This window comes from Cupriavidus yeoncheonensis, from assembly GCF_905397275.1.
In the GTDB taxonomy this organism is placed as follows: domain Bacteria; phylum Pseudomonadota; class Gammaproteobacteria; order Burkholderiales; family Burkholderiaceae; genus Cupriavidus; species Cupriavidus yeoncheonensis.
In genome coordinates this window covers 19,664-38,266 of sequence record NZ_CAJPUY010000020.1, presented here as the reverse complement: position 1 = coordinate 38,266, position 18,603 = coordinate 19,664, and the positions used below count along the sequence as shown (strand labels likewise).

Annotated in this window: 18 protein-coding genes and 1 pseudogene; 11 read left to right on the top strand and 8 right to left on the bottom strand. The window is 66.3% G+C overall.

Features of this window, described 5'->3' with window-relative positions; translation table 11 throughout:
* Window positions 1-233 precede the first annotated feature (233 nt).
* The 4 genes from KHO22_RS24265 to KHO22_RS24250 are packed head-to-tail and all read right to left on the bottom strand — an operon-like array spanning window position 234 to window position 1,876.
* A complete protein-coding gene (locus KHO22_RS24265; RefSeq protein ID WP_211949734.1) occupies window positions 234-569 on the bottom strand; it encodes a hypothetical protein in 336 nt (111 codons plus the stop codon).
* Window positions 550-1,035, bottom strand: coding sequence for a hypothetical protein (locus tag KHO22_RS24260; RefSeq protein ID WP_338031366.1), 486 nt, complete (start codon window positions 1,033-1,035; stop codon window positions 550-552). The genes KHO22_RS24265 and KHO22_RS24260 overlap by 20 nt, the downstream gene beginning before the upstream one ends.
* A gap of 5 nt (window positions 1,036-1,040) precedes the next feature.
* Complete coding sequence (locus KHO22_RS24255; protein WP_211949733.1) at window positions 1,041-1,400, bottom strand: hypothetical protein; 360 nt, start codon at window positions 1,398-1,400, stop codon at window positions 1,041-1,043.
* Between the two features lie 56 nt (window positions 1,401-1,456).
* A complete protein-coding gene (locus KHO22_RS24250) occupies window positions 1,457-1,876 on the bottom strand; it encodes a hypothetical protein (protein WP_211949732.1) in 420 nt (139 codons plus the stop codon).
* A gap of 224 nt (window positions 1,877-2,100) precedes the next feature.
* Between KHO22_RS24250 and KHO22_RS32895 the strand changes: the two genes are divergently transcribed.
* The 4 genes from KHO22_RS32895 (at window position 2,101) to KHO22_RS24230 (ending at window position 5,046) form a co-directional block, all read left to right on the top strand.
* The gene (locus KHO22_RS32895) at window positions 2,101-2,334 is read left to right on the top strand and encodes a helix-turn-helix domain-containing protein (protein ID WP_211949731.1); all 234 of its coding nucleotides are present in this window, start codon (window positions 2,101-2,103) and stop codon (window positions 2,332-2,334) included.
* Between the two features lie 74 nt (window positions 2,335-2,408).
* Window positions 2,409-2,747 carry an H-NS histone family protein gene (locus KHO22_RS24240; protein WP_211949730.1) on the top strand — a complete coding sequence of 113 codons (339 nt, stop codon included), beginning with the start codon at window positions 2,409-2,411 and terminating at the stop codon, window positions 2,745-2,747.
* Window positions 2,748-3,820: 1,073 nt separating this feature from the next.
* Entirely contained in the window at window positions 3,821-4,510 is a 690-nt protein-coding gene (locus KHO22_RS24235; RefSeq protein WP_211949729.1) for an ArsR/SmtB family transcription factor, read from the top strand.
* 29 nt (window positions 4,511-4,539) lie between these two features.
* A complete protein-coding gene (locus KHO22_RS24230) occupies window positions 4,540-5,046 on the top strand; it encodes a DUF6630 family protein (protein WP_211949728.1) in 507 nt (168 codons plus the stop codon).
* On the opposite strand, the gene KHO22_RS24225 is transcribed toward KHO22_RS24230, so the two are convergent.
* From KHO22_RS24225 to KHO22_RS24215, 3 genes are read right to left on the bottom strand one after another with little or no spacing between them, the layout of a single operon-like run.
* Window positions 5,040-5,618: a hypothetical protein gene (locus tag KHO22_RS24225; RefSeq protein ID WP_230426994.1), complete on the bottom strand. Its 579-nt coding sequence runs from the start codon at window positions 5,616-5,618 to the stop codon at window positions 5,040-5,042. The two genes, KHO22_RS24230 and KHO22_RS24225, sit on opposite strands and share 7 nt — an antisense overlap.
* A gap of 31 nt (window positions 5,619-5,649) precedes the next feature.
* On the bottom strand, window positions 5,650-7,050 hold the full coding sequence (locus KHO22_RS24220; RefSeq protein ID WP_211949727.1) for a carotenoid oxygenase family protein: 1,401 nt from the start codon (window positions 7,048-7,050) through the stop codon (window positions 5,650-5,652).
* Window positions 7,047-7,697: a TetR/AcrR family transcriptional regulator gene (locus KHO22_RS24215; RefSeq protein WP_211949726.1), complete on the bottom strand. Its 651-nt coding sequence runs from the start codon at window positions 7,695-7,697 to the stop codon at window positions 7,047-7,049. Before KHO22_RS24215 ends, KHO22_RS24220 begins: the two co-directional genes overlap by 4 nt.
* Window positions 7,698-8,061: 364 nt before the next feature.
* Here KHO22_RS24215 and KHO22_RS24210 point away from each other — a divergent pair, with 364 nt between their 5' ends.
* Together KHO22_RS24210 and KHO22_RS24205 are read left to right on the top strand one after the other, a co-directional pair.
* Window positions 8,062-8,472 carry an EF-hand domain-containing protein gene (locus tag KHO22_RS24210; protein WP_211949725.1) on the top strand — a complete coding sequence of 137 codons (411 nt, stop codon included), beginning with the start codon at window positions 8,062-8,064 and terminating at the stop codon, window positions 8,470-8,472.
* A 199-nt stretch (window positions 8,473-8,671) separates the two neighbouring features.
* A complete protein-coding gene (locus KHO22_RS24205; RefSeq protein WP_211949724.1) occupies window positions 8,672-9,610 on the top strand; it encodes a LysR family transcriptional regulator in 939 nt (312 codons plus the stop codon).
* 33 nt (window positions 9,611-9,643) lie between these two features.
* Here the strand turns inward: KHO22_RS24205 and KHO22_RS24200 are convergent, their stop codons facing one another.
* Window positions 9,644-11,305 (bottom strand): phospholipase D family protein, encoded by a 1,662-nt coding sequence (locus tag KHO22_RS24200; RefSeq protein ID WP_420839649.1) that lies wholly within the window; start codon window positions 11,303-11,305, stop codon window positions 9,644-9,646.
* A 246-nt stretch (window positions 11,306-11,551) separates the two neighbouring features.
* Between KHO22_RS24200 and KHO22_RS24195 the strand changes: the two genes are divergently transcribed.
* The 5 genes and pseudogenes from KHO22_RS24195 to KHO22_RS24175 all read left to right on the top strand — a co-directional run bounded on the left by KHO22_RS24195 (window position 11,552) and on the right by KHO22_RS24175 (window position 18,468).
* Window positions 11,552-13,681, top strand: coding sequence for an acetate--CoA ligase family protein (locus KHO22_RS24195; RefSeq protein WP_211949723.1), 2,130 nt, complete (start codon window positions 11,552-11,554; stop codon window positions 13,679-13,681).
* 16 nt (window positions 13,682-13,697) lie between these two features.
* Window positions 13,698-14,705 (top strand): tripartite tricarboxylate transporter substrate binding protein, encoded by a 1,008-nt coding sequence (locus KHO22_RS24190; protein ID WP_211949722.1) that lies wholly within the window; start codon window positions 13,698-13,700, stop codon window positions 14,703-14,705.
* A gap of 14 nt (window positions 14,706-14,719) precedes the next feature.
* The gene (locus KHO22_RS24185) at window positions 14,720-15,616 is read left to right on the top strand and encodes an SDR family oxidoreductase (RefSeq protein WP_211949721.1); all 897 of its coding nucleotides are present in this window, start codon (window positions 14,720-14,722) and stop codon (window positions 15,614-15,616) included.
* A gap of 19 nt (window positions 15,617-15,635) precedes the next feature.
* Window positions 15,636-16,787 carry an acyl-CoA dehydrogenase family protein gene (locus tag KHO22_RS24180; RefSeq protein WP_211949720.1) on the top strand — a complete coding sequence of 384 codons (1,152 nt, stop codon included), beginning with the start codon at window positions 15,636-15,638 and terminating at the stop codon, window positions 16,785-16,787.
* 188 nt (window positions 16,788-16,975) lie between these two features.
* A pseudogene (locus KHO22_RS24175) lies at window positions 16,976-18,468 on the top strand (amino acid permease).
* The last annotated feature ends 135 nt before the right edge of the window (window positions 18,469-18,603 follow it).

The following is an 18,603-nucleotide window of genomic DNA, read 5'->3' as shown; positions in this document are numbered from 1 at the left end:
CGAGCTTCCGTTGCGACGCTTCCGATTCCTCGAAGCCGGTTAGACACGACCGCTCTGAGTGGTAACCTGCATGGTGCTCGCGTCGAGCGTCTCGATCACTCTGCTGACCCGAGCCGTTCCTCTGGACACGTTGATACCCGCCAAGTGTCGCTCGCCGCGCTCCGTCTCCATCACCAACCAGCCGGCCAGCTCAACGGACGGCTCCGTGGGCACGTCAGGGGCTTGTCGGAGCATCAATCCTTCCTAAGATAGGCTTCCATGGCTGGCTTGTACTCGGTGGTCACGTCCCGCCATGACTGCACCCCATTAAACGTCGCCCAGCGATCCCATGCATAACGGGCATCGTCCGCCAAGTTACTGGCGTCGCGCATCCGATAGAGCCGGCCACTGACCGTTCGGAACTCCATGGTGCTCGCATCGAAGACCGCAATGGCACTGCTGACCTGCCCCGCTCCTGTCGCCGGATCGATTCCAACCAGGTGCCGTTCATCCTTATCGGTCTCGACTACCGCCCAGCAAGCCAGATCGATCTCGGGCTTTACCGCCACGTCAGGTGTTTGCCAGAACATCAATTTCTCCTCCAGCGAGAAAATCGTTCCAGTCCCAGGAATAGGCACATCCGAGCGGATCTGGTGCCTCGTCGATAATGGGTCGTGTGGAACCTCGAATGTTGTGGGCGAAGTAGCTGCGCGTCGGTTCAGGAATCTCTTCCAGTCTGACGTGGGAAGTCCGACCCGCCGAAAGGTGAACTGGAACCTGTGGCTGATCCGGTCGTGGGGGCAACTCTTCTTTCCCAGCGAGCGCTACCGCAATACTGCGCGCCACCAGATCCCACACGCTGGCAGACCAGCGGGGATAGTCCTGAAGCGTCCCGCCCCAAGGGTTCGGCAACAGATCCTCCTCCATATCGATCTCGTAGTCCGCCAGAGCGCCGGAGCGAATCCGACCGATATCGGCCGTCGCCAGTGTGCGCCGGCCCTGCACTCTGCCGCCGGGCATCAGTTCAACGGTTACGCGTAGCATGGCTTCGTTCACTCCTTCTAGCTTTCCCGACCATCGATCTCATCGGAGTTCAATTTGTAAGACCTGCGCATTTGAGCAACGATCCAGTCGACCTCCGGCCCACCGAGTTGCCAGACCGCCTGCTTGTTGCGCACGCCACGTTCCACCCAGCCGAGCAGTTCATTCGGGCTCCGGGTTGGTTGCTCAAGCGATTTGCGTCGGCAGTACGCGACGAGCTGCTCGACCAGATCCAGGCACATTGCGTAGCGCTCGGCGCGCTCGTCGTCGGTCAGTCCGACGACGCATCTGCCGTTGATCATGCGGGCAGCAAACTTGGCCTGTGTGCCGGCGAGGCTCGCTGGGAACGGGTTGCGCGGAAAATCGTCGGGGACTTGCATCGTAGAGTCAGAAATAGGATTTAGCCCGTGGCAAGATGGCAGTCTGCTTCGGCAACTCACGCGGCTTGCGCACACAGCTCGCCATCGCTATCCGCGTGTGTACCGAGTGTGTACAGGCGCCGAAGCCGGGTCATGCCCCGTGGTTGCTCCCGATGGCAGGGTTCCAAGCGGCCGTCCCGCCCCAGGTAGGCGTAGTACAGGCCAGGTTCCTGCGCACTCTCATAGCTCCAAAGCTCGCACACCGGCTGAACGCCCCGGGTCGCGGTAAGAATATCGACCGCAAGCTGCCCATCCGGCTGTTCAGGCTGCATGCTCGCGAGTACCTCGATCAGTTCGTCGATGGAATGAATGAGAGCCACCTCCCGCTCCCCCTCGGCATCGGAAAGCGGGGGGTAGAGGAAAAAGGCAGGCGGGGTAATAGCGAGCCCCTTCCATGAGGCGAACAGGGAGTTGTCTGCATCCGCGAACACGCCCAAGTGCCATTCGAACTTCGTTAGTAGCATCGTGGAAAAGAGTCTTAATGGGTCCTGCGATGAGCACACCAACGGACTAACGTCGCTTGTCCATTGCCGCCTCGCGGGACCGCGCTACGGAATGTTAAGTATTTTAGCGTAAACACTAAAAATTTAGCTATAGAGTTCTGTACCCGGCACACGACTATGGGTAGAAGAGAGGTGCTCCAAGATCACTATCGGATAGGATGGACCTTCTTCACGCATTCGGACAGGCAGTCCGAATCGCTCGCGAACAAGCCGGACTCACTCAGCAAGAGCTCAGCGAGAGGTCCGGCGTTCATTCCGTTTCGTTGAGTAAGGTGGAGCGTGGTGCGGCAGAGGCTCGTCTGCTGACAATGGAAGCCCTTGCACAAGCGCTGTCACTCACGCTGTCGGAACTGCTACGCCGAGCTGAGGGGTTGCAGAGCACTCAAAAATAGCGACCAGCCGCATCTGTTCAGCCAAACGGTTCGCCTCACCGCGGCACTCACTCTATGGGGTGGGAGGAAAATGCATGGACCTTCAGTACCCGGCCTTGAAGACCCGCCTGCTGCTGCTGGACGCCGCGATTCAAAGGGCGTGGTTGCGCGAGCGAAAGCGCGCGATTGAGGAGATTCTGCACTTGCTGGCCAGCGTTGGACTAGAGCCCCGAGACATGCCGCAGCTCTTGCAGGAGAACGCAGGGTCCATCAAGCATCCTTTGATGCTCGACGCTCGGAAGCAAACCGCGCTCAGGATTAAGCGCTCTCCGCAGTTCATCGATCCAGCAACAGGACGAAGTTGGAACGGATTAGGCAAACGTCCCAAATGGCTGACGGGCAACATTGAACGCTTCCGCGTTGTTGGCTTCTAATGCAAGCCGACAAATCCGACCTAATATGTTCGTATTGGGCAGGCAGAAGTCAGTGACGATACAGGCCGCGATTGCAAGTTGTGGTCTGCGAGCTCCAAGTCGCACACGGGTGCGATGAGCTGCCGGAACAGCAAGATCCACAAGATCCCATAAAGTTGGGAAGCCTTATCTGGCTTGGGATTCCAGCAATCTTTGCCGCTTTCCCAACCTTTCAGGAAGTTGCTTCCCAACTTTTATTCCGCGCACACATTCGCCCTTCGCCCTTCGCCCTTCGCCCTTCGCCCTTCGCCCTTCGCCCTTCGCCCTTCGCCCTTCGCCCTTCGCCCTTCGCCCTTCGCCCTTCGCCCTTCGCCCTTCGCCCTTCAGCATAGATACTCGAACAGATTCATTCCTTGAATCTGCATGACAACCGGCGAAGCAAACTCCACAGCGGTCAAACACTGAACGGACAACGTAATCGTAGGCGCATAGTCTCGCACCATAGGTGCCGGCGCCGAGCGCAACGCCACCTACCGGCGCGCTGCGATCCCGAAGAACCACACTTGATGATCGTGCGTGTTGCAAGATGTAGTGCTTGACGCGAGTTTCATGCTGCCGACAATTCTGGGCGCAGATTCTGCTATGGAGATTGTGGAATTCACCCAGGCCCGCAATCGAAACGTCGGGAGGCATTGCGGACGAAGCAAGTCGTCGCAATTGATTCATGTTGGCGGCGGCTTCGACGTGATCACGTCAGGTCTGGGTCGGTTAGGCCCCGTAGTTTTGACGACAGACCGATCACGGACTGGGGCGTCTGGTGTGCATGCCCTAACCGGCGGGGACATCATTATCTGCAGTGACTCCGTAAGGAATGAGCAGATAAAGGGAACTCCCAGTCGTTGAAACGGAGGTAATGGCCCTCAGACTCGAGCCATCCGCGGACCGTTAATACATTTGTAAGCCCACTTTTGTTTCAGGTAAGCCAACTTTTGTTTAGTAAGGCAAGTTTTGTTTAGTAAGCGAACTTTTGTCCGACACCATGATACACACGATCCCGCCTATACTCCATCCCATCCTTCACCCCCCAATGAACCATGGAATACACCCCAGGCATCAGCCAGCTGGCCGGCCTGCTGGCCGACCCCGGCCGTGCGGCCATGCTGTGGGCGCTGATGGACGGCAGCGCACGGCCCGCCGGCGAACTCGCGCTGATCGCGGGACTGTCCGCGTCGTCTGCCAGCGGGCACCTGACCCGCCTCAGCGAAGGCGGGTTGCTGGCGGTGGAGACGCGCGGGCGCAATCGCTACTACCGGCTGGCCGCGCCCGAGATCGGTGTTGCCATCGAGGCGCTGGCCTCGGCCTCGCTGGCGAGCCGTCCGCCGCGGCTGCGTGACGTGCCGGTGTCGCGTGCGGCGCCGCCTGCGCTCAGGCAGGCGCGCACCTGCTACGATCATCTGGCCGGCGAGCTCGCGGTCGGGTTGTTTGACCGCATGACGCGCGCGGGGTGGCTGCTGGTCGACGGCAATGCCGTGGACCTGAGCGGCGATGGCGCGCAGGCGATGTCGCGATTAGGCATCGACGTGGACGCCGCGCGCCGCAAGCGGCGCCAGTTCGCCTGCACCTGCCCCGACTGGAGCGAGCGCAAGCCGCATCTTGGCGGCGCGCTGGGCGCGGCGCTGCTCGGCAGCCTGCTGCAGCGCGGCTGGGTAGAGGCCACGCCGGCATCGCGCGCGCTGCGGGTCACGCCGCGCGGACAGCGCGAGATCGTCGGCATTGCTGCCTGAATGGCAAGAATCAGACAAGGAAACAGATCATGGTCACACCACTGGACGACGATAAACAGGACGCCATCCACCGCTTGTTCGCGCTGATCAACCTGGGCGACATCGCGCAGACCGAGGCGCAGACCGCGCTGTTCTCGGACGCGCTGCTGGACGCCGAGGACGACGACACCGAGGGGCAGGAACTGCTGTGGGTGATCCGCGAGGTGATCGACTGGCAGTCGGGCTTCTACGTGGACTGGAAGGACTGCGAGTCCTTTATCGGCTGCATGAACCAGCTTTGCGAGCGCATGGACCTGGAGATCGACTGGGGCAGCGACGACCCCGAGGACGAGAGCTTCCTGGAAAGCACCAGCGTGCCCGAACTGATGGAACTGGCCCACCAGCAACTGCGCGTGGCCGGCTACACGCTGTGGAATTGGGACACCGATGGCGATGCCTACGGCGGCTGGATCACGCGCAGCGAGGACGACGAAGACATGACGGATATCGCCGAAACGCTCGGCCTCGCCATCCGTCCCGGCGACCAGCCCTACTGAAGCGGTTGTCCGGCGCCCGCGCCGGGCAAGCCGGCCGCGCGGCGCACCGCCTGCGGGTAGCGGATCGTGAAGGCGACCGCGCCCGCAAACGCGGCCAGCGTCGCCGCCACATCGATCCACAGCGGCACGGCGGGCAGGTACTCCGCGGCGGCATCCGCCGCGACCATCACGGCCAGCGCCGCGGCCCACGCCAGCGTGATGTGCCGGTTCACGGCCAGGAAGCGCGGCGACTGCCAAAGCTCCGCGGGCACGCGTTCCCTTGCGTACTGCAGCGTGAACGGCTTGTTGATCAGCAGCGACGCCACGACGATGGCAAGCAGCCCGCTGTCCACGGCCAGCCGCACGGTGGCCACGGTCCAGTGCGGCGCGGCCAGCACCGTATAGGCAAGCAGCCCCGCAAACAGCAGCAGGCTGCCGGCTTCCAGCACCTTGAGCGATTCACGTCGCCGCCACATGCGCAGGCAGAGGTATAGCGAGACCGCGCAGGCCGCCGCGAGTCCCGCTACGGGAGACAAGGTACGCATGCCGATGAAGAAGGCGATGAACGGCAGCAGGCCAGTCAGCAGGCCCATGTCAGTCTCCGGTCTCGTGGATATCGGTCCCTCATTGCGCCGGGCGCCAGTTGCCGTGGAAGCCGAACGGCACGCGGTGCGACAAATGCGCGGCGGCAATCGGGCCGCGGCTGATATCTCCCGCTTCGTACACCACCAGGTCGCTGCGCTGCTCGTTGCCACGGAAGACGGTGGCGAGCAGCCAGCCGTCGCCTTCGGGGCCGTCCGGCGTGCGCGGCACGAACACCGGTTCGGAAATGGCATCGCCTTGCGGCAAGGCGTGCACGCTGCGCCGGCCGGTGCCAAGGTCGAGGTGGACCAGCGTGTCGTAGCTGCCGGGGAGCGCCTCTTCCTGCTGGCGCGAGGCAAAGTAGCCATGGCGATAGGGCAGCGTGGCGAAGCGATCGTCGATACGCGGAAACTCGCCCGGCATGTCGTCCAGCCAGGTGCGCTGGAACGTGTCGGTGCCGGCATCGAGGTCGAAGGTCCAGCGGCACAGCCGCGCGCGGCTGCCCGGGCCACTGGCGTTCGGGTTGAACAGCGGCGGCGCATCGTACTGCATGACGTCCGCGAGGATCCGGCTGCCGTCTTCCCAGGCGTTCATCACGTGGAAGACGTAGCATGCCTCGCCGCGGAACCAGCGTATCTGTGCGGCATCGCCATGGTGCGGCATGATGCCGATATGCGCGCCAAGCTGCGGCTCCCACGAATAGGCCGGCTCGCCGCGCGTGGCCCGCGCCATGCTGCCGGTGAGCGGCAGGACGGGGAACAGCACATGCCGCGAAGTCACCATGAAGTCGTGGATCATGCTGCTGAACGGGGCTTCGAAATGTTCCAGGCGTGTCAGGCGGCCTTCGCCGTTGACCACGCCGTAGCGGATGCCTGGTGTGAAGCGACCATCCGCCGCGTAGGCGAAGAACACCATCTCGCCAGTGACAGGGTCGGTCTTCGGGTGCGCGGTCATGGCGCCGGACAGCTTGCCGCCAAACGTGCAGTCACCGCGCGTCGACAAGTTGCCGGCATCGAGCTCCACCGGCAGATCGGCCTCTTCCAGCGCGAGCAGGCGGCCGGCGTGCCAGACGATGTTCGTATTGGCGACGCCATTCTCTTCTCCCGCCACGCTGGCATCGGTCGTAGCCGGGTTGCCCCAGCTGCCGAACAGTGCGCGGCCGGCGGCGCGTTCGCGCTTGAACTTGTTGGTGCGCACCCAGCGGTTGCGGTAGCGCACGCGGCCGTCCTCGATATGGAAGGCATGCACCATGCCGTCGCCGATGAACCAGTGGTAGTACGGGTCGCGCGGCGCGAACTGCGGGTTCGGCCCGTTGCGGTACAGCGTGCCATGCAGGGCGCGCGGCAGTACGCCGGTGACGGGCAGGTCATGGGCATCGCACTCCATGAGGATGGGCGCGAAGTTGCCGCTGAGGTAGGGCGAGGCGGGGAACGGCAGGCTCATGATGCGAGGCTCCGTGGCATTGGCGGTGTCGCGGCTGCGGCATCAGGCGGTGTACGCAGGCCGACGGCGAGCAGGCGCATCATTTCGGCATGCACGGTATCGAAGTCGGGCTGCTCCGGCAGCTTGCCCGCCAGGCGCAGCACGACCAGGCCGTGGATGGCGGCCCAGATCACGTAGCTGAGCACTTCGGGATCGCCATAGACCTGTCCGGCCTGCGCCAGCATCTGGATGCCGGCGCCCATGGTGCGGCGCGCGCGTTCGCCCGCCCTGGCCAGTTCCGGATAGCGGTCCTGACCGGGCTGGGACATATCGAACATCAGCTGGTACGCATCGGGCTGCGAGAACGCGAATTCCAGGTAGGCGCGCCCCGTGGCGTGTGCGCGCTCGCGTGGGTCGGCCACGCCTTGCCCGGCCGACTCCAGGGCCAAGGCAAAGCGATCGAAAGCCGCGGCACGCACCGCCGCGAGGATCTCGTCCTTGTCGCGGAAATAGCGGTACGGCGTCATCGCGCTGCAGCCAAGCTCGGCGGCAAGCTGCCGCATGCTGACGCTCTCCACGCCGCCTTCCGCGAAGCGACGTTCGGCCACCTCGCACAGGCGCGCCTTGAAGGCGTCGATATCGGACTGGGACAGGTTCTTCTTGGCCATCTGGTGATCGGGAATTCAGGAATGCGGGTGCGGTCCTCCGCAGATTGATTTACATCGTATATTTACCGCGTAAATTGTCAAGGCGAAAAGGAGGAACAACACGGCTGGCGAGGCCGGGGACGATCAGTACTGCGGAGTTGTCAGATTGGGACTGATTTGTCCATCGTTTCAGGCCGACCTAGACTGAACCGCGGGTCGCTCCTTCGGAGGGTAGGGAGTCGAGGGTCCGTGGGCGCAGAAAGGAGGCGATGCGCAAAGGCAGGCACAGCCCATCGAAGCGACTACTGGAAGTACGCTCATGCACTGCCCGTTACCGGCGCTCCCCCGGGGCGCAACACAAATGAAAATGAGAGAGGAGAAGAATATGATCCGGTTCAAATCCCTTGCCAGTGCCCTGGTAATCGCCGCAGGCCTCGCCAGCGCGGGCGTCGGTGCACAACCCGCACAACCAGCACAACCCGCACAACCGCAGACACCGGCGGCCGCTCCGGCCTCTCCACCCACCACGGATGTCAACGAAGTACCGCAGCCGCCGCAGGGAATGACGCCGGCCGACCGGAAGAAGTGGTTCTCCGAGCGTTTCAAGGCAGCTGACACCAATCATGACGGCAAGCTGACCCGCGAAGAGGCTCAGGCCGGCATGCCCGAGGTCTACAAGCGCTTTGACAAGCTCGACACCCGCAAGCGCGGTTACTTGACGGAGCGGCAGGTCGGCGCGGCCTGGGCGAAAATGATCAAGGACGACATGCAGAAGAAGAACCCGATCATCAACTGAATGTCAGTGCAGGTTGGGAATCCCGACCCGGTGATTCCCGACCGGCGAGCATGAGGACATCATGCCCGCCGGTCGGCGCGGTTTCCATACCGCGCCATTGTCCACACTGTGGGACAATCGGGCAGCAAATGCCCCCCGTCACCTCAGCCAGAGACTGACCGCAATCGCCCCGGGGCGGCGCTGACGCCGGAGCCCCCGCATGAAGACAATCGAATGGAAGGACTGGGAGATCTTCTGCCGCGTGGTGGAAGGCGGCGGCTTTACCCAGGGTGCCGAACTGGCCGAAGTGCCGAAGTCATCGGCCAGTGCCGCGGTGGCGCGGCTGGAGAGCCAGCTTGGCGTGCGGCTGTTCGAGCGGACCACGCGGCGCGTGCGCGTGACCGAGCGCGGCCAGCGGCTCTATGACCGCGTGGCGCCGCTGTTTGCCGAACTGCATGAGATCAGCGCGGAAGCGGCGTCCGTCAGCGACGAGGTCAGCGGCGTGCTGCGCATCTCCACGCCGTACGAAGTCGGGTCGCAGCACCTGTCCGAGGGGCTGAGCCGCCTGATGCGGCTGCATCCGCGCCTGCGCATCCATGTGGATGTGAGCTGGGACCAGCCCGACCTGATCCGCCACGGCTACGACCTGGCCTTTGTCATGACCAACACGCGGCTGCAGGACACCTCGTTCGCCAGCAAGCGCGTCGTGCTGATCGAGCGCGGTTTCTATGCCGCGCCTTCCCTGATCCGCGACCGCGGCCTGCCGCGCACGCCGCAGGACCTGGCCGGCTGGCCCACGCTCGGCAACGCCGACGACCATTTCTGGGAATTCCTGCGCGACGACGTCGAAACCGCGCGCCTGGATGTCGAGCCGCGCATCTGCACGCACAACGCCGAACTGCGCCTGAAGGCCGCCATCGACGGCCTGGGCGTGGCGCGGCTGTCACCGCGCTTCGTGCTGGAGCAGGTCCGGCAAGGGCAGCTCGTGCGCGTGCTGCCGGCCTACTCCTCATCGCCGCTGAAAGTCTACGTGCTGATGCCCGCGCGCAAGCTGATGCCGGCCAGCGTGCGCGTGTTTCTGGATATGCTGGAACAGACGCTGGGGGTGCCTGAAACGAGGCGACCGATGGCCAGAAAGCGGGAGGCGGTGCAGGCCTGAGAATCAGGTCGCTGCGCAGCATCCGCCCGCGCCTTACAACTCTTCCCTGATCGGGAGCACGCGCAGCAAGCCAACGCCGAGCTGCTGCAAGGGGCCCATGTCCGGCTCGCTGTCGTAGGTCTTCAATTCACCCTGCTCGCGGGTCGTCCAGGTCAGGTGGCGCGAGCTGCCGTCCGGGCTCTGGCGCAGTTCGAGCCGGTAGGCGATGTCGGGCAGGCGGTCGTTCATGCCCTTCAGGATGCGCTGGGCCAGCGCCGCGCTGTCCAGCACCACGCCCATCTCGGTATTGAGCTTGGCCGAGCGCGGATCCATGTTGAGCGAGCCGATGAACACCAGGTGCTGGTCGACGATGTAGTTCTTGGCATGCAGGCTCGCGCGGCTCGAAGCCAGCCACGTGCGCGAACGGGAGCCCGAGCCCGCCCCTTTGCCCTGCTGCGCGAGTTCGGCATAGGCGCCCGGCTTGAGTTCGTACAGCTCGATGCCGGCCGCCACCAGCGCCTCGCGATGGGGCGCGTAGCCGGCGTGCACGGCGCTCACGTCGGTCGCCGCGAAGGAATTGGTCAGGATACGCACGTGGACACCCCGGTTCGCCATGGCGATGAGCCATGCCTCGCCGTCAGCGTCCGGCACGAAATACGGCGACACCAGCACCACCTCGTTCTGCGCGGCGCTGATCAGGCGTTCGAGGCGCACCGTGGCATAGCCGTCGCCCGGGGTCTGCTCGGTGATCTTGGCGGCCTTGTCGGACACCACGGTGGCCTTGCCGCTATAGGCCGGCATGTGGCCGCTTTCGATGCCCTTCGCGAGGCCCGAATCGAGCAGCTCCTGGACATAGGCGCTGGCCTTGGCCTGGTCGCCCCGCGCTTCGAGCCGCTTGCGCAAGGCGCGCGTCTCCCCGGGCGCATCCTTGCCTTCGGGAATCAGCGCCGCCACCGGGTACGACGAGGCATCGTTCCAGTACTCGTCGAACACCGCCGATACCTGCGGCACCACCGGCCCCGCGACGAGCACGTCGAGGTCGCTGAAGTCCATGTCGGCACGCGCGGAGAAATAGGCATCGCCCACGTTGCGCCCGCCGACCAGCGATATCTGGTTGTCCACCGTCATCGACTTGTTGTGCATGCGGCGGTCCAGCCGGCTGAAGCTCCACAGCATCTCCAGCCAGCGCGCGCCGCGGTTGGCGAAAGGGTTGAACAGCCTGACCTCGATATTGGGATGCGAGTCGATCGCGGCCAGCACCTTGTCCAGGCCGCCGGTATGCATGTCGTCCAGCAGCAGGCGCACGCGCACACCGCGGTCGGCGGCGTCGATGATGTCGCCAAGCACGGCGGCGCCGGTGCCCGTGGGCTCGAAGATATAGGTCTGCAGGTCCAGGCTGCGCTGCGCCGCGCGCGCCATGGCAAGGCGCGCGGCGAGCGCGTCGGGGCCGGTCGATAGCGGGTAGAGCAGCGACTCGCCCGGATGCTGCGCCAGGCGCGGCGCCAGCGCCTTGCCCAGCGGCGTGTCCGTGGTCACAGCCAGGGCGCTTGAAGGCGTGCGCTCGGCAGAGGCCGGCAAGCTCGCGCAGCCGGCCAGCACACCGGCGCAGGCGACTGCGGTGGCAACAGAGGCCAGGCGCCGCCAGCACGCTTGCCAGCTGCGGGCCGGACCGGTCATGGGTGGCAACAGGCTGGACGTATTGCAGTTCAGGTGCACTGGGTTGTCTCCGCTGCGCCGCGCAGGCGCCGGCTGGCCGCATGGGCGCGTCCGATATCTCACAAGATACACCGCCGCGCGTGGGCAAAGGTAGCCGTGAGGCCACATTGCGGCGCAGCATGCCTCCACGGTGCCCGCGCCGGTTCCGTTCACAATGTGCACAGTCTGGGCTGCTTCGCTTGCCGCCGTACGTCCCCATGGGCTTGAATCGCTCCACCTTCCGGCACAGGAAGGATGGAGATGATGATGACCTTTACCGCTACGGCGCCGCGGCCAGACCGCGCCGCCCTGTCCCGGCTGCTTGAACCCGCTTCCATTGCCATCATCGGCGCCTCGCGCGATACCAGCCGCATCGGCGGCGTGGCGCTGGACCACCTGCAGCGCCTTGGTTACCGGGGCACGGTCTACCCGGTCAACCCGCGCTACGCGGAGATCGCCGGGCTGGCCTGCTACCCGGATGTCGAGTCGCTGCCGGCGGCGCCCGATGTGGCCGTGCTCGCGCTCGGCGCCGAAGAAGTCCTGCCGCAGTTGCGGCGCTGCCACGCGGTGGGTATCCGCGCGGCCATCCTCTATGCCTCGGGCTTTGCCGAAGCCGGCGAGGCCGGCGTGGCCCGGCAAGCCGAACTGACGGCCTTCGCGCGCGAAACCGGCATGGCCATTGCAGGCCCCAACTGCATGGGCCTGGCCAACCTGACCACGCGCGCCATCACCGCGTTCGCCACCACCTTCCGCGCCTTCCCGCCGCAGGACGGCCCGGGCCATGTCAGCCTGCTGACGCAGAGCGGCAACGTCTGCGCCATCGTCTATGCCACCGGCCGCCAGACGGACGTGGGCTTCCACCAGTTCATCAACACCGGCAACGAAGCCTGCCTGGACTATGCCGATTACCTGGACTACCTGGCCGATGACGCGCAGACCGGCGCCGTGGTCGGCTACCTGGAGGGCCTGCGCAATGGCCCCCGGTTCATCGAGGCCGCCGCGCGCCTGCGCGCCGCCGGCAAGCCGCTGATCGTGCTCAAGGCCGGCGAAAGCGAGGCCGGCTCCGGCGCCACGCAATCGCACACGGCCGTGCTGGCCGGCAACAAGGCCATCTACCGCGCGGCCTTCGCGCAGCTGGGCGCCATGCAGGCGCGCGACCCGGCGCACCTGACCGACCTGGCCTATCTGTCGGGCTTCCGCCAGCGCAGCGCCGGGCGCCGCGTGGTGGTGGCGTCGGTGTCCGGCGCCATGGGCGCGCTGTCGGCTGACCTGCTCAGCGCCGCGGGCCTGGAAGTCCCGCGCCTGTCGGATGCGGTGCAGCAGCGCCTGCGGGCCGCGGTGCCCGAGATCGGCGGCGTGGCCAACCCGGTCGACATGACCGGCCAGCTTTTCAACCGCAATGGCCTGGCCTTTGCGGTGCTGGACAACCTGGCCGCCGACGACGGCACCGATGTGATTTTCATCTACGCCACCGCCTACCTGCTCGACCGCGTCGCCGACGAGCTGATCGAGGTGGCCGCGAAGACCAAGCGCCTGATCGTGGTCGCCACCACCGGCGAGCCCGCCAGCCGGCCACGGCTGGCGGCCGCCGGCGTGGCACTGTTCCCGGATGTCGCGCGCGCCGCGCAGGCGCTGGGCACCTACGTGGGCTGGCTCGACACGGCCGCGCCGACCGCGCGCTGGATGGACCTGCGCGCCCAGGCATCGACCCGCTCGGGCGGCTATCTGCCAGGCGCCGCCACGGACGAGCACCAGGCCAAGCAGTGGCTCTCCGGCTTTGGCGTGCCGATCGGCGCCGAAGCGGTCGCCGCCACGCCGGAAGAGGCCGCCCGCGCCGCCGACAGCATCGGCTACCCGGTCGTGGTCAAGGTGCTGAGCCCGGACATCGCGCACAAGACCGAAGTCGGCGGCGTGCGCCTGGGCCTGGCTGATGCGCAGCAGGTACGCACGGCCGCGGCGGAGGTCGTTGCCAATGCGGTGCAGGCGATGCCGCAGGCCGGGCAGCGCGGCGTGCTGGTGCAGCAGATGGCCAGCGGCGTGTGCGAGCTGATCGTCGGCGTCACGCGCGACCCGGTGTTCGGCCCGGCCATGACGGTGGGCCTGGGCGGCATCTTCACCGAGATCTTCCACGACGTCGCGCACCGCCTGCTGCCGGTGGATCGCACCATGGCGCGCGAGATGCTGTCCAGCCTGCGCGGCTACCGCCTGATGACCGGCTTTCGCGGCAAGCCCGCGGCCGACGTCGAAGCCGCCGCGGCCGCCATCGCCGCGCTGTCCGATGCCGCCATGGCGCTGGGCGAGCGCCTGCGCGAAATGGAAGTGAACCCGCTGCTGGTGCGCCAGGAGGGACAAGGCGCGGTGGCACTGGACGCCCTGATTCTTTCTAACGAGCAATAGCCTTGGGGAGCGCGCCATGCAGGCCGAGAAGACTGAAGTCATCGACGACCGGCGCCGTACCAGCCTCGCGCTGGCGGCGTTCGGCATCCTGGCGCCGCTGGGCACGCTGGCCTGCGGCCACGCGCGGGCGGCGGGATTCCCGGCGCGGCCGGTAACGCTGGTGGTGCCGTTCGCGGCCGGCGGCGCCACCGATACGCTGGTGCGCACGCTCGCCGATGGCGCGAGCAAGCACCTGGGCCAGCCGGTCGTGGTCGAGAACCGCCCCGGCGCCGCGGGCGTGCTGGGCGCCAATGTCGTCGCACGCGCCAAACCCGACGGCTACACGCTGACGATCATGCCCGAGCCCGTGTTCCGCCTGCCTCACCTGCAGAAGACGCAGTTCGACCCGATGCAGGACTTCACCTATGTCATCCACCTCACGGGCTACTCGCTTGGCGTGGCCGTGCGCGCCGACGCGCCGTGGAAGTCTTGGCAGGACATGGTGGAGGACGCGCGGCGCAACCCGGGCAAGATCAGCTACGGCACCACGGGCACCAACAGCACCATGCACGTGACCATGGAAGAGATCGGCCAGAAACTCGGCATCCGCCTCAACCACGTGCCATACAAGGGCGAGTCCGAGATCATCGCGGCGATGATCGGCGGGCATATCGACCTGGGCGTGACCGCGGGCGGCATCGGCCCGTATGTCGACAGTGGCAAGGCCCGCTGGCTGGTGCTGTGGACGGCCGGGCATTCGCGCCGCTGGCCGGCCGTGCCCACGCTGCGCGACGTGGGGCTGGATATGGTCTCGACCTCGCCGTTCGGCATCGCCGGGCCGCGCGGCATGGACGCGCCAACCGTGCAGGTGCTGCATGACGCGTTCCGCAAGGCCCTGTACGAGCCGGCCATGCAGCAGATGCTGGACCGGCTCGACCAGGAGATGGCCTACCTCGACAGCAGCGGCTATGCCGCGTTCGCGCGCCAGCGCTATGACAGCCAGGGCAAGCTCGTGAAACGGCTCGGCCTGAGCGCCAATCCCTGAACCCGGAGCCACGCATGACATATCGTTCCGTCTTCCACCGCGAGCTGTTCGCCGGACGTACCGTGCTGGTCACGGGCGGCGGCAGCGGCATCGGCCGCTGCACCGCGCATGAACTGGCCAGCCTGGGCAGCGGCCTGGCGCTGGCCGGCCGCAAGCTCGAGAAGCTCGAACAGGTCCGCGCCGAAATCATCGCCGCCGAGCCCGGCGCCGCGTCGCGCATCTCGCTGCACGTGTGCGACATCCGCGACGAGGCCCAGGTGCGCCAGACCGTTGCCGGCGTGCTGGCCGCGCATGGCCGCATCGACGGGCTTTTCAACAATGCCGGCGGGCAGTTCCCGTCGCCGCTGCGCGATATCAGCCTGAAGGGCTGGGAAGCCGTGGTGCGCAACAACCTGACCGGCGGCTTCCTGGTCGCGCGCGAGTGCTATACGCAATGGATGGAAGCCAACGGCGGCGCCATCGTCAACATCATCGCCGACATGTGGAACGGCATGCCGGGCATGGGTCATTCGGGTGCGGCGCGCGCGGGCATGCTGTCGTTTACCGAGACCGCGGCGTGCGAATGGGCCGCGTCGGGCGTGCGCGTCAACGCGGTGGCGCCGGGCTGGATTGCCTCGAGCGGCTTCGACACCTATCCGCCGGACTTCCAGGAAAAGATCCGCCAGCTCGCGCGCAAGGTGCCGCTGCAGCGGCTCGGCACCGAGGCCGAGGTCTCGGCGGCGGTGGTCTTCCTGCTTTCTCCGGCGGCGGCATTCATCACGGGATCCACCTTGCGCGTCGACGGCGGCGTGCCCAACGCCAAGCACACCTGGGCCCTGCCTGCGCACCAGCGCTCCGAGCCATTCAACGGCTTCCCGCTGTACCAGTTGCCCGGTTGCCTGGCACCCGCGGCCGAACCCTCCGCCGAGTGAGCCGACGATGCCCGAGAACATGGCCCTGCAACCACCGAATCCGCGCTACTACACCGCCGAACACGAAGCGTTCCGCGCGTCGGTGCGCCGCTTCTTCGAGAAGGAAGTCGCTCCGCATGCCGAAGCGTGGGACGAAGCCGGCAGCTTTCCGCGCGAGCTGTACCGCAAGGCCGCCGAAGCCGGACTGCTGCAGCCGGGTTTTCCGGAAGCCTATGGCGGTGCGCCTTGCGACGCGTTCTATCGCATGATCCTGTTCGAGGAGCGCGCCTGGGGTGGCTCCGGCGGCATTGCCTCGGGCCTGTTCTCGCACACCATCGGCGCGCCGCCGATCGCCGCCGTCGGCAGCGATGCCCTGAAGGCGCGCGTGCTGCCGCAGATCCTGTCCGGCGAGAAGATCTCCGCGCTGGCCATCACCGAGCCCGGCGCGGGTTCCGACGTGGCGCACCTGAGCACCACGGCGCGACGCGACGGCGATCAATACGTGGTCAACGGCACCAAGCTGTACATCACCTCCGGCATGCGGGCGGACTACTTCACGGTGGCGGTGCGCACCGGCGGCCCTGGCTCGGGCGGTGTGTCGCTGCTGCTGATCGAAGGCGATACGCCGGGCCTGTCGCGCACGGAGCTGAAGAAGATGGGCTGGTGGGCGTCCGACACCGCACAGCTCTTCTTCGACCATTGCCGCGTGCCGGCCGGGAGCCTGATCGGAGAGGAAGGCAAGGGATTCGCCGCGATCACGAAGAACTTCAACCACGAGCGCCTGGCGTTGGCGGCCGCGGCCTGCGGCTATGCGCAGGTGTGCTTCCACGACGCCCTGGCATGGGCGCGCGAGCGCCACACCTTCGGCAAGCGACTGGCCGACCACCAGGTGGTACGCCATCAGCTCGTCGACATGGCCACTCGCATCGAGGCCACGCGGGCGATGCTGGACGACCTGGCGAGCCGCCTTGACGATGGCGCCGCGCCGGTCGCGCAGATCGCCATGGCCAAGAACATGGCCACGCGCACGTTCCAGTTCTGCGCCGACCGGGCGGTGCAATTGCTGGGCGGCATGGGCTATATGCGCGGCAGCCGCGTGGAGCGGCTGTATCGCGAGGTCAAGGTGATGATGATCGGCGGCGGGGCGGAAGAGATCATGAAGGACCTGGCCGCGCGACAGCTCGGGCTGTAGCGGCGAAACTTTCCCTCCCAACGGTTTTCTCTTATGATCGCGCCCTCTTTGCCGTCCGGCATGACCGGTGCGGGCTTGGGGCGGATACCGGCGTAAAGCGACGTAAGGCGACATAAAGCGGCGTAGAGCGGCCACGGGCGCCCCGGGGTCCGGCACTCCCCTGCCGGCGCCCTGACCTCATTCGCCTTATGACCACCCAGCCACCTTCCGTGGGCGCGCACGCGCCCGGCCTGCGGCGCACGCTGCGCGCGCGCCATCTCACCATGATCGCCATTGGCGGCTCGATCGGCACGGGCTTGTTCGTGGCCTCGGGCGCCACCATCGCGCAGGCCGGCCCCGGCGGCGCGCTGGCGGCCTATGTGCTGATCGGCGCCATGGTCTATTTCCTGATGACGAGCCTCGGCGAGCTGGCTGCCTACATGCCGGTTTCCGGATCGTTCGCCACCTATGGCGCGCGCTATGTCGACGAGGGCTTCGGCTTCGCGCTCGGCTGGAACTACTGGTACAACTGGGCCGTGACCATCGCCGTGGAACTCGCGGCGGCGCAACTCGTGATGCAGTACTGGTTTCCCGACACGCCGGGCATTCTCTGGAGCGCGCTGTTCCTCGGCCTGATGTTTGCGCTCAATGCCATCTCGGTGCGCGGCTTCGGCGAAGCGGAGTACTGGTGCGCGCTGGTGAAAGTAATCACGGTCATCGCATTCATCATCACGGGCACGCTGATGATCTTCGGCATCCTGCGCGGCGATTTCCCGCAGACGCAGGGCCTGGCCAACCTGACGGCGGGCGATGCGCCCTTCGTCGGCGGCCTGCCCGCCATGATCGGCGTGGCCATGATCGCGGGCTTCTCGTTCCAGGGCACCGAGCTGATCGGCGTGGCCGCCGGCGAATCGGAGGATCCGGCCAGGAATATCCCGCGCGCGGTGCGCCAGGTGTTCTGGCGCATCGTGCTGTTCTATGTGCTGGCGATCCTGATCATCGGCATCCTGATTCCGTACGCCGATCCCAGCCTGCTCAAGAACGATGTCGCCACCGTCGGCGTCAGCCCGTTCACGCTGGTGTTCCGCCACGCCGGCCTGGCCTTCGCCGCGGGCGTGATGAATGCGGTGATCCTGACGGCGGTGTTGTCCGCCGGCAATTCCGGGATGTACGCATCGACCCGCATGCTCTACAACCTGGCTACCGAAGGCCGCGCGCCGCGCTCTTCGCCCGGCTCACGCGCAATGGCGTGCCGCTGGTGGCGCTGCTGGCCACGACCGCGGTTGGCGCGCTGTGCTTCCTGACCTCGCTGTTCGAAAGCAAGGCGGTCTACCTGTGGCTGCTGAACCTGTCGGGCATGACGGGCTTCATCGCATGGCTGGGCATTGCCGTCAGCCACTACCGCTTCCGCAAGGGCTACGTGGCGCAAGGCCGGGACCTGGACGCCTTGCCATACCGTTCGCCGTTCTTTCCCTATGGGCCGGTATTCGCGTTCGCGCTGTGCCTGGCCGTGACGCTCGGGCAGAACTACCAGGCCTTTGTGGACGGCAAGATCGACTGGATTGCCGTGACGGCCACCTATATCGGCATTCCCATCTTCCTGCTCATCTGGCTGGGCTATCGCGCCGTGCGCAAGTCGCATTTCGTGCGCTATGAGGCGATGACTTTCCCCGAGCCTGCGCTGGCCTCGGCAGAACGGTAGCCGCTGCGATAGCACACGATGGCGCCGGGCGCTGCTTCGCTGCAGCGCCATGGCCCGCAGGACGGACACCACGTCGCGCAACGCGGCTGGGCGCGCGCCAATGCCGCGTCAATGCGGCGGTTTGCCCCAGATCAC

Excerpts from the sequence above, each read along its gene's own strand:
- KHO22_RS24225 (WP_230426994.1), bottom strand. The coding sequence starts at position 5,618 with ATGGGCCTGCTGACTGGCCTGCTGCCGTTCATCGCCTTCTTCATCGGC.
- KHO22_RS32895 (WP_211949731.1), top strand. The coding sequence starts at position 2,101 with ATGGACCTTCTTCACGCATTCGGACAGGCAGTCCGAATCGCTCGCGAA.
- KHO22_RS24195 (WP_211949723.1), top strand. The coding sequence starts at position 11,552 with ATGACCTTTACCGCTACGGCGCCGCGGCCAGACCGCGCCGCCCTGTCC.
- KHO22_RS24235 (WP_211949729.1), top strand. The coding sequence starts at position 3,821 with ATGGAATACACCCCAGGCATCAGCCAGCTGGCCGGCCTGCTGGCCGAC.
- KHO22_RS24210 (WP_211949725.1), top strand. The coding sequence starts at position 8,062 with ATGATCCGGTTCAAATCCCTTGCCAGTGCCCTGGTAATCGCCGCAGGC.
- KHO22_RS24230 (WP_211949728.1), top strand. The coding sequence starts at position 4,540 with ATGGTCACACCACTGGACGACGATAAACAGGACGCCATCCACCGCTTG.
- KHO22_RS24240 (WP_211949730.1), top strand. The coding sequence starts at position 2,409 with ATGGACCTTCAGTACCCGGCCTTGAAGACCCGCCTGCTGCTGCTGGAC.
- KHO22_RS24220 (WP_211949727.1), bottom strand. The coding sequence starts at position 7,050 with ATGAGCCTGCCGTTCCCCGCCTCGCCCTACCTCAGCGGCAACTTCGCG.
- KHO22_RS24205 (WP_211949724.1), top strand. The coding sequence starts at position 8,672 with ATGAAGACAATCGAATGGAAGGACTGGGAGATCTTCTGCCGCGTGGTG.
- KHO22_RS24265 (WP_211949734.1), bottom strand. The coding sequence starts at position 569 with ATGTTCTGGCAAACACCTGACGTGGCGGTAAAGCCCGAGATCGATCTG.
- KHO22_RS24255 (WP_211949733.1), bottom strand. The coding sequence starts at position 1,400 with ATGCAAGTCCCCGACGATTTTCCGCGCAACCCGTTCCCAGCGAGCCTC.
- KHO22_RS24190 (WP_211949722.1), top strand. The coding sequence starts at position 13,698 with ATGCAGGCCGAGAAGACTGAAGTCATCGACGACCGGCGCCGTACCAGC.
- KHO22_RS24180 (WP_211949720.1), top strand. The coding sequence starts at position 15,636 with ATGGCCCTGCAACCACCGAATCCGCGCTACTACACCGCCGAACACGAA.
- KHO22_RS24215 (WP_211949726.1), bottom strand. The coding sequence starts at position 7,697 with ATGGCCAAGAAGAACCTGTCCCAGTCCGATATCGACGCCTTCAAGGCG.
- KHO22_RS24185 (WP_211949721.1), top strand. The coding sequence starts at position 14,720 with ATGACATATCGTTCCGTCTTCCACCGCGAGCTGTTCGCCGGACGTACC.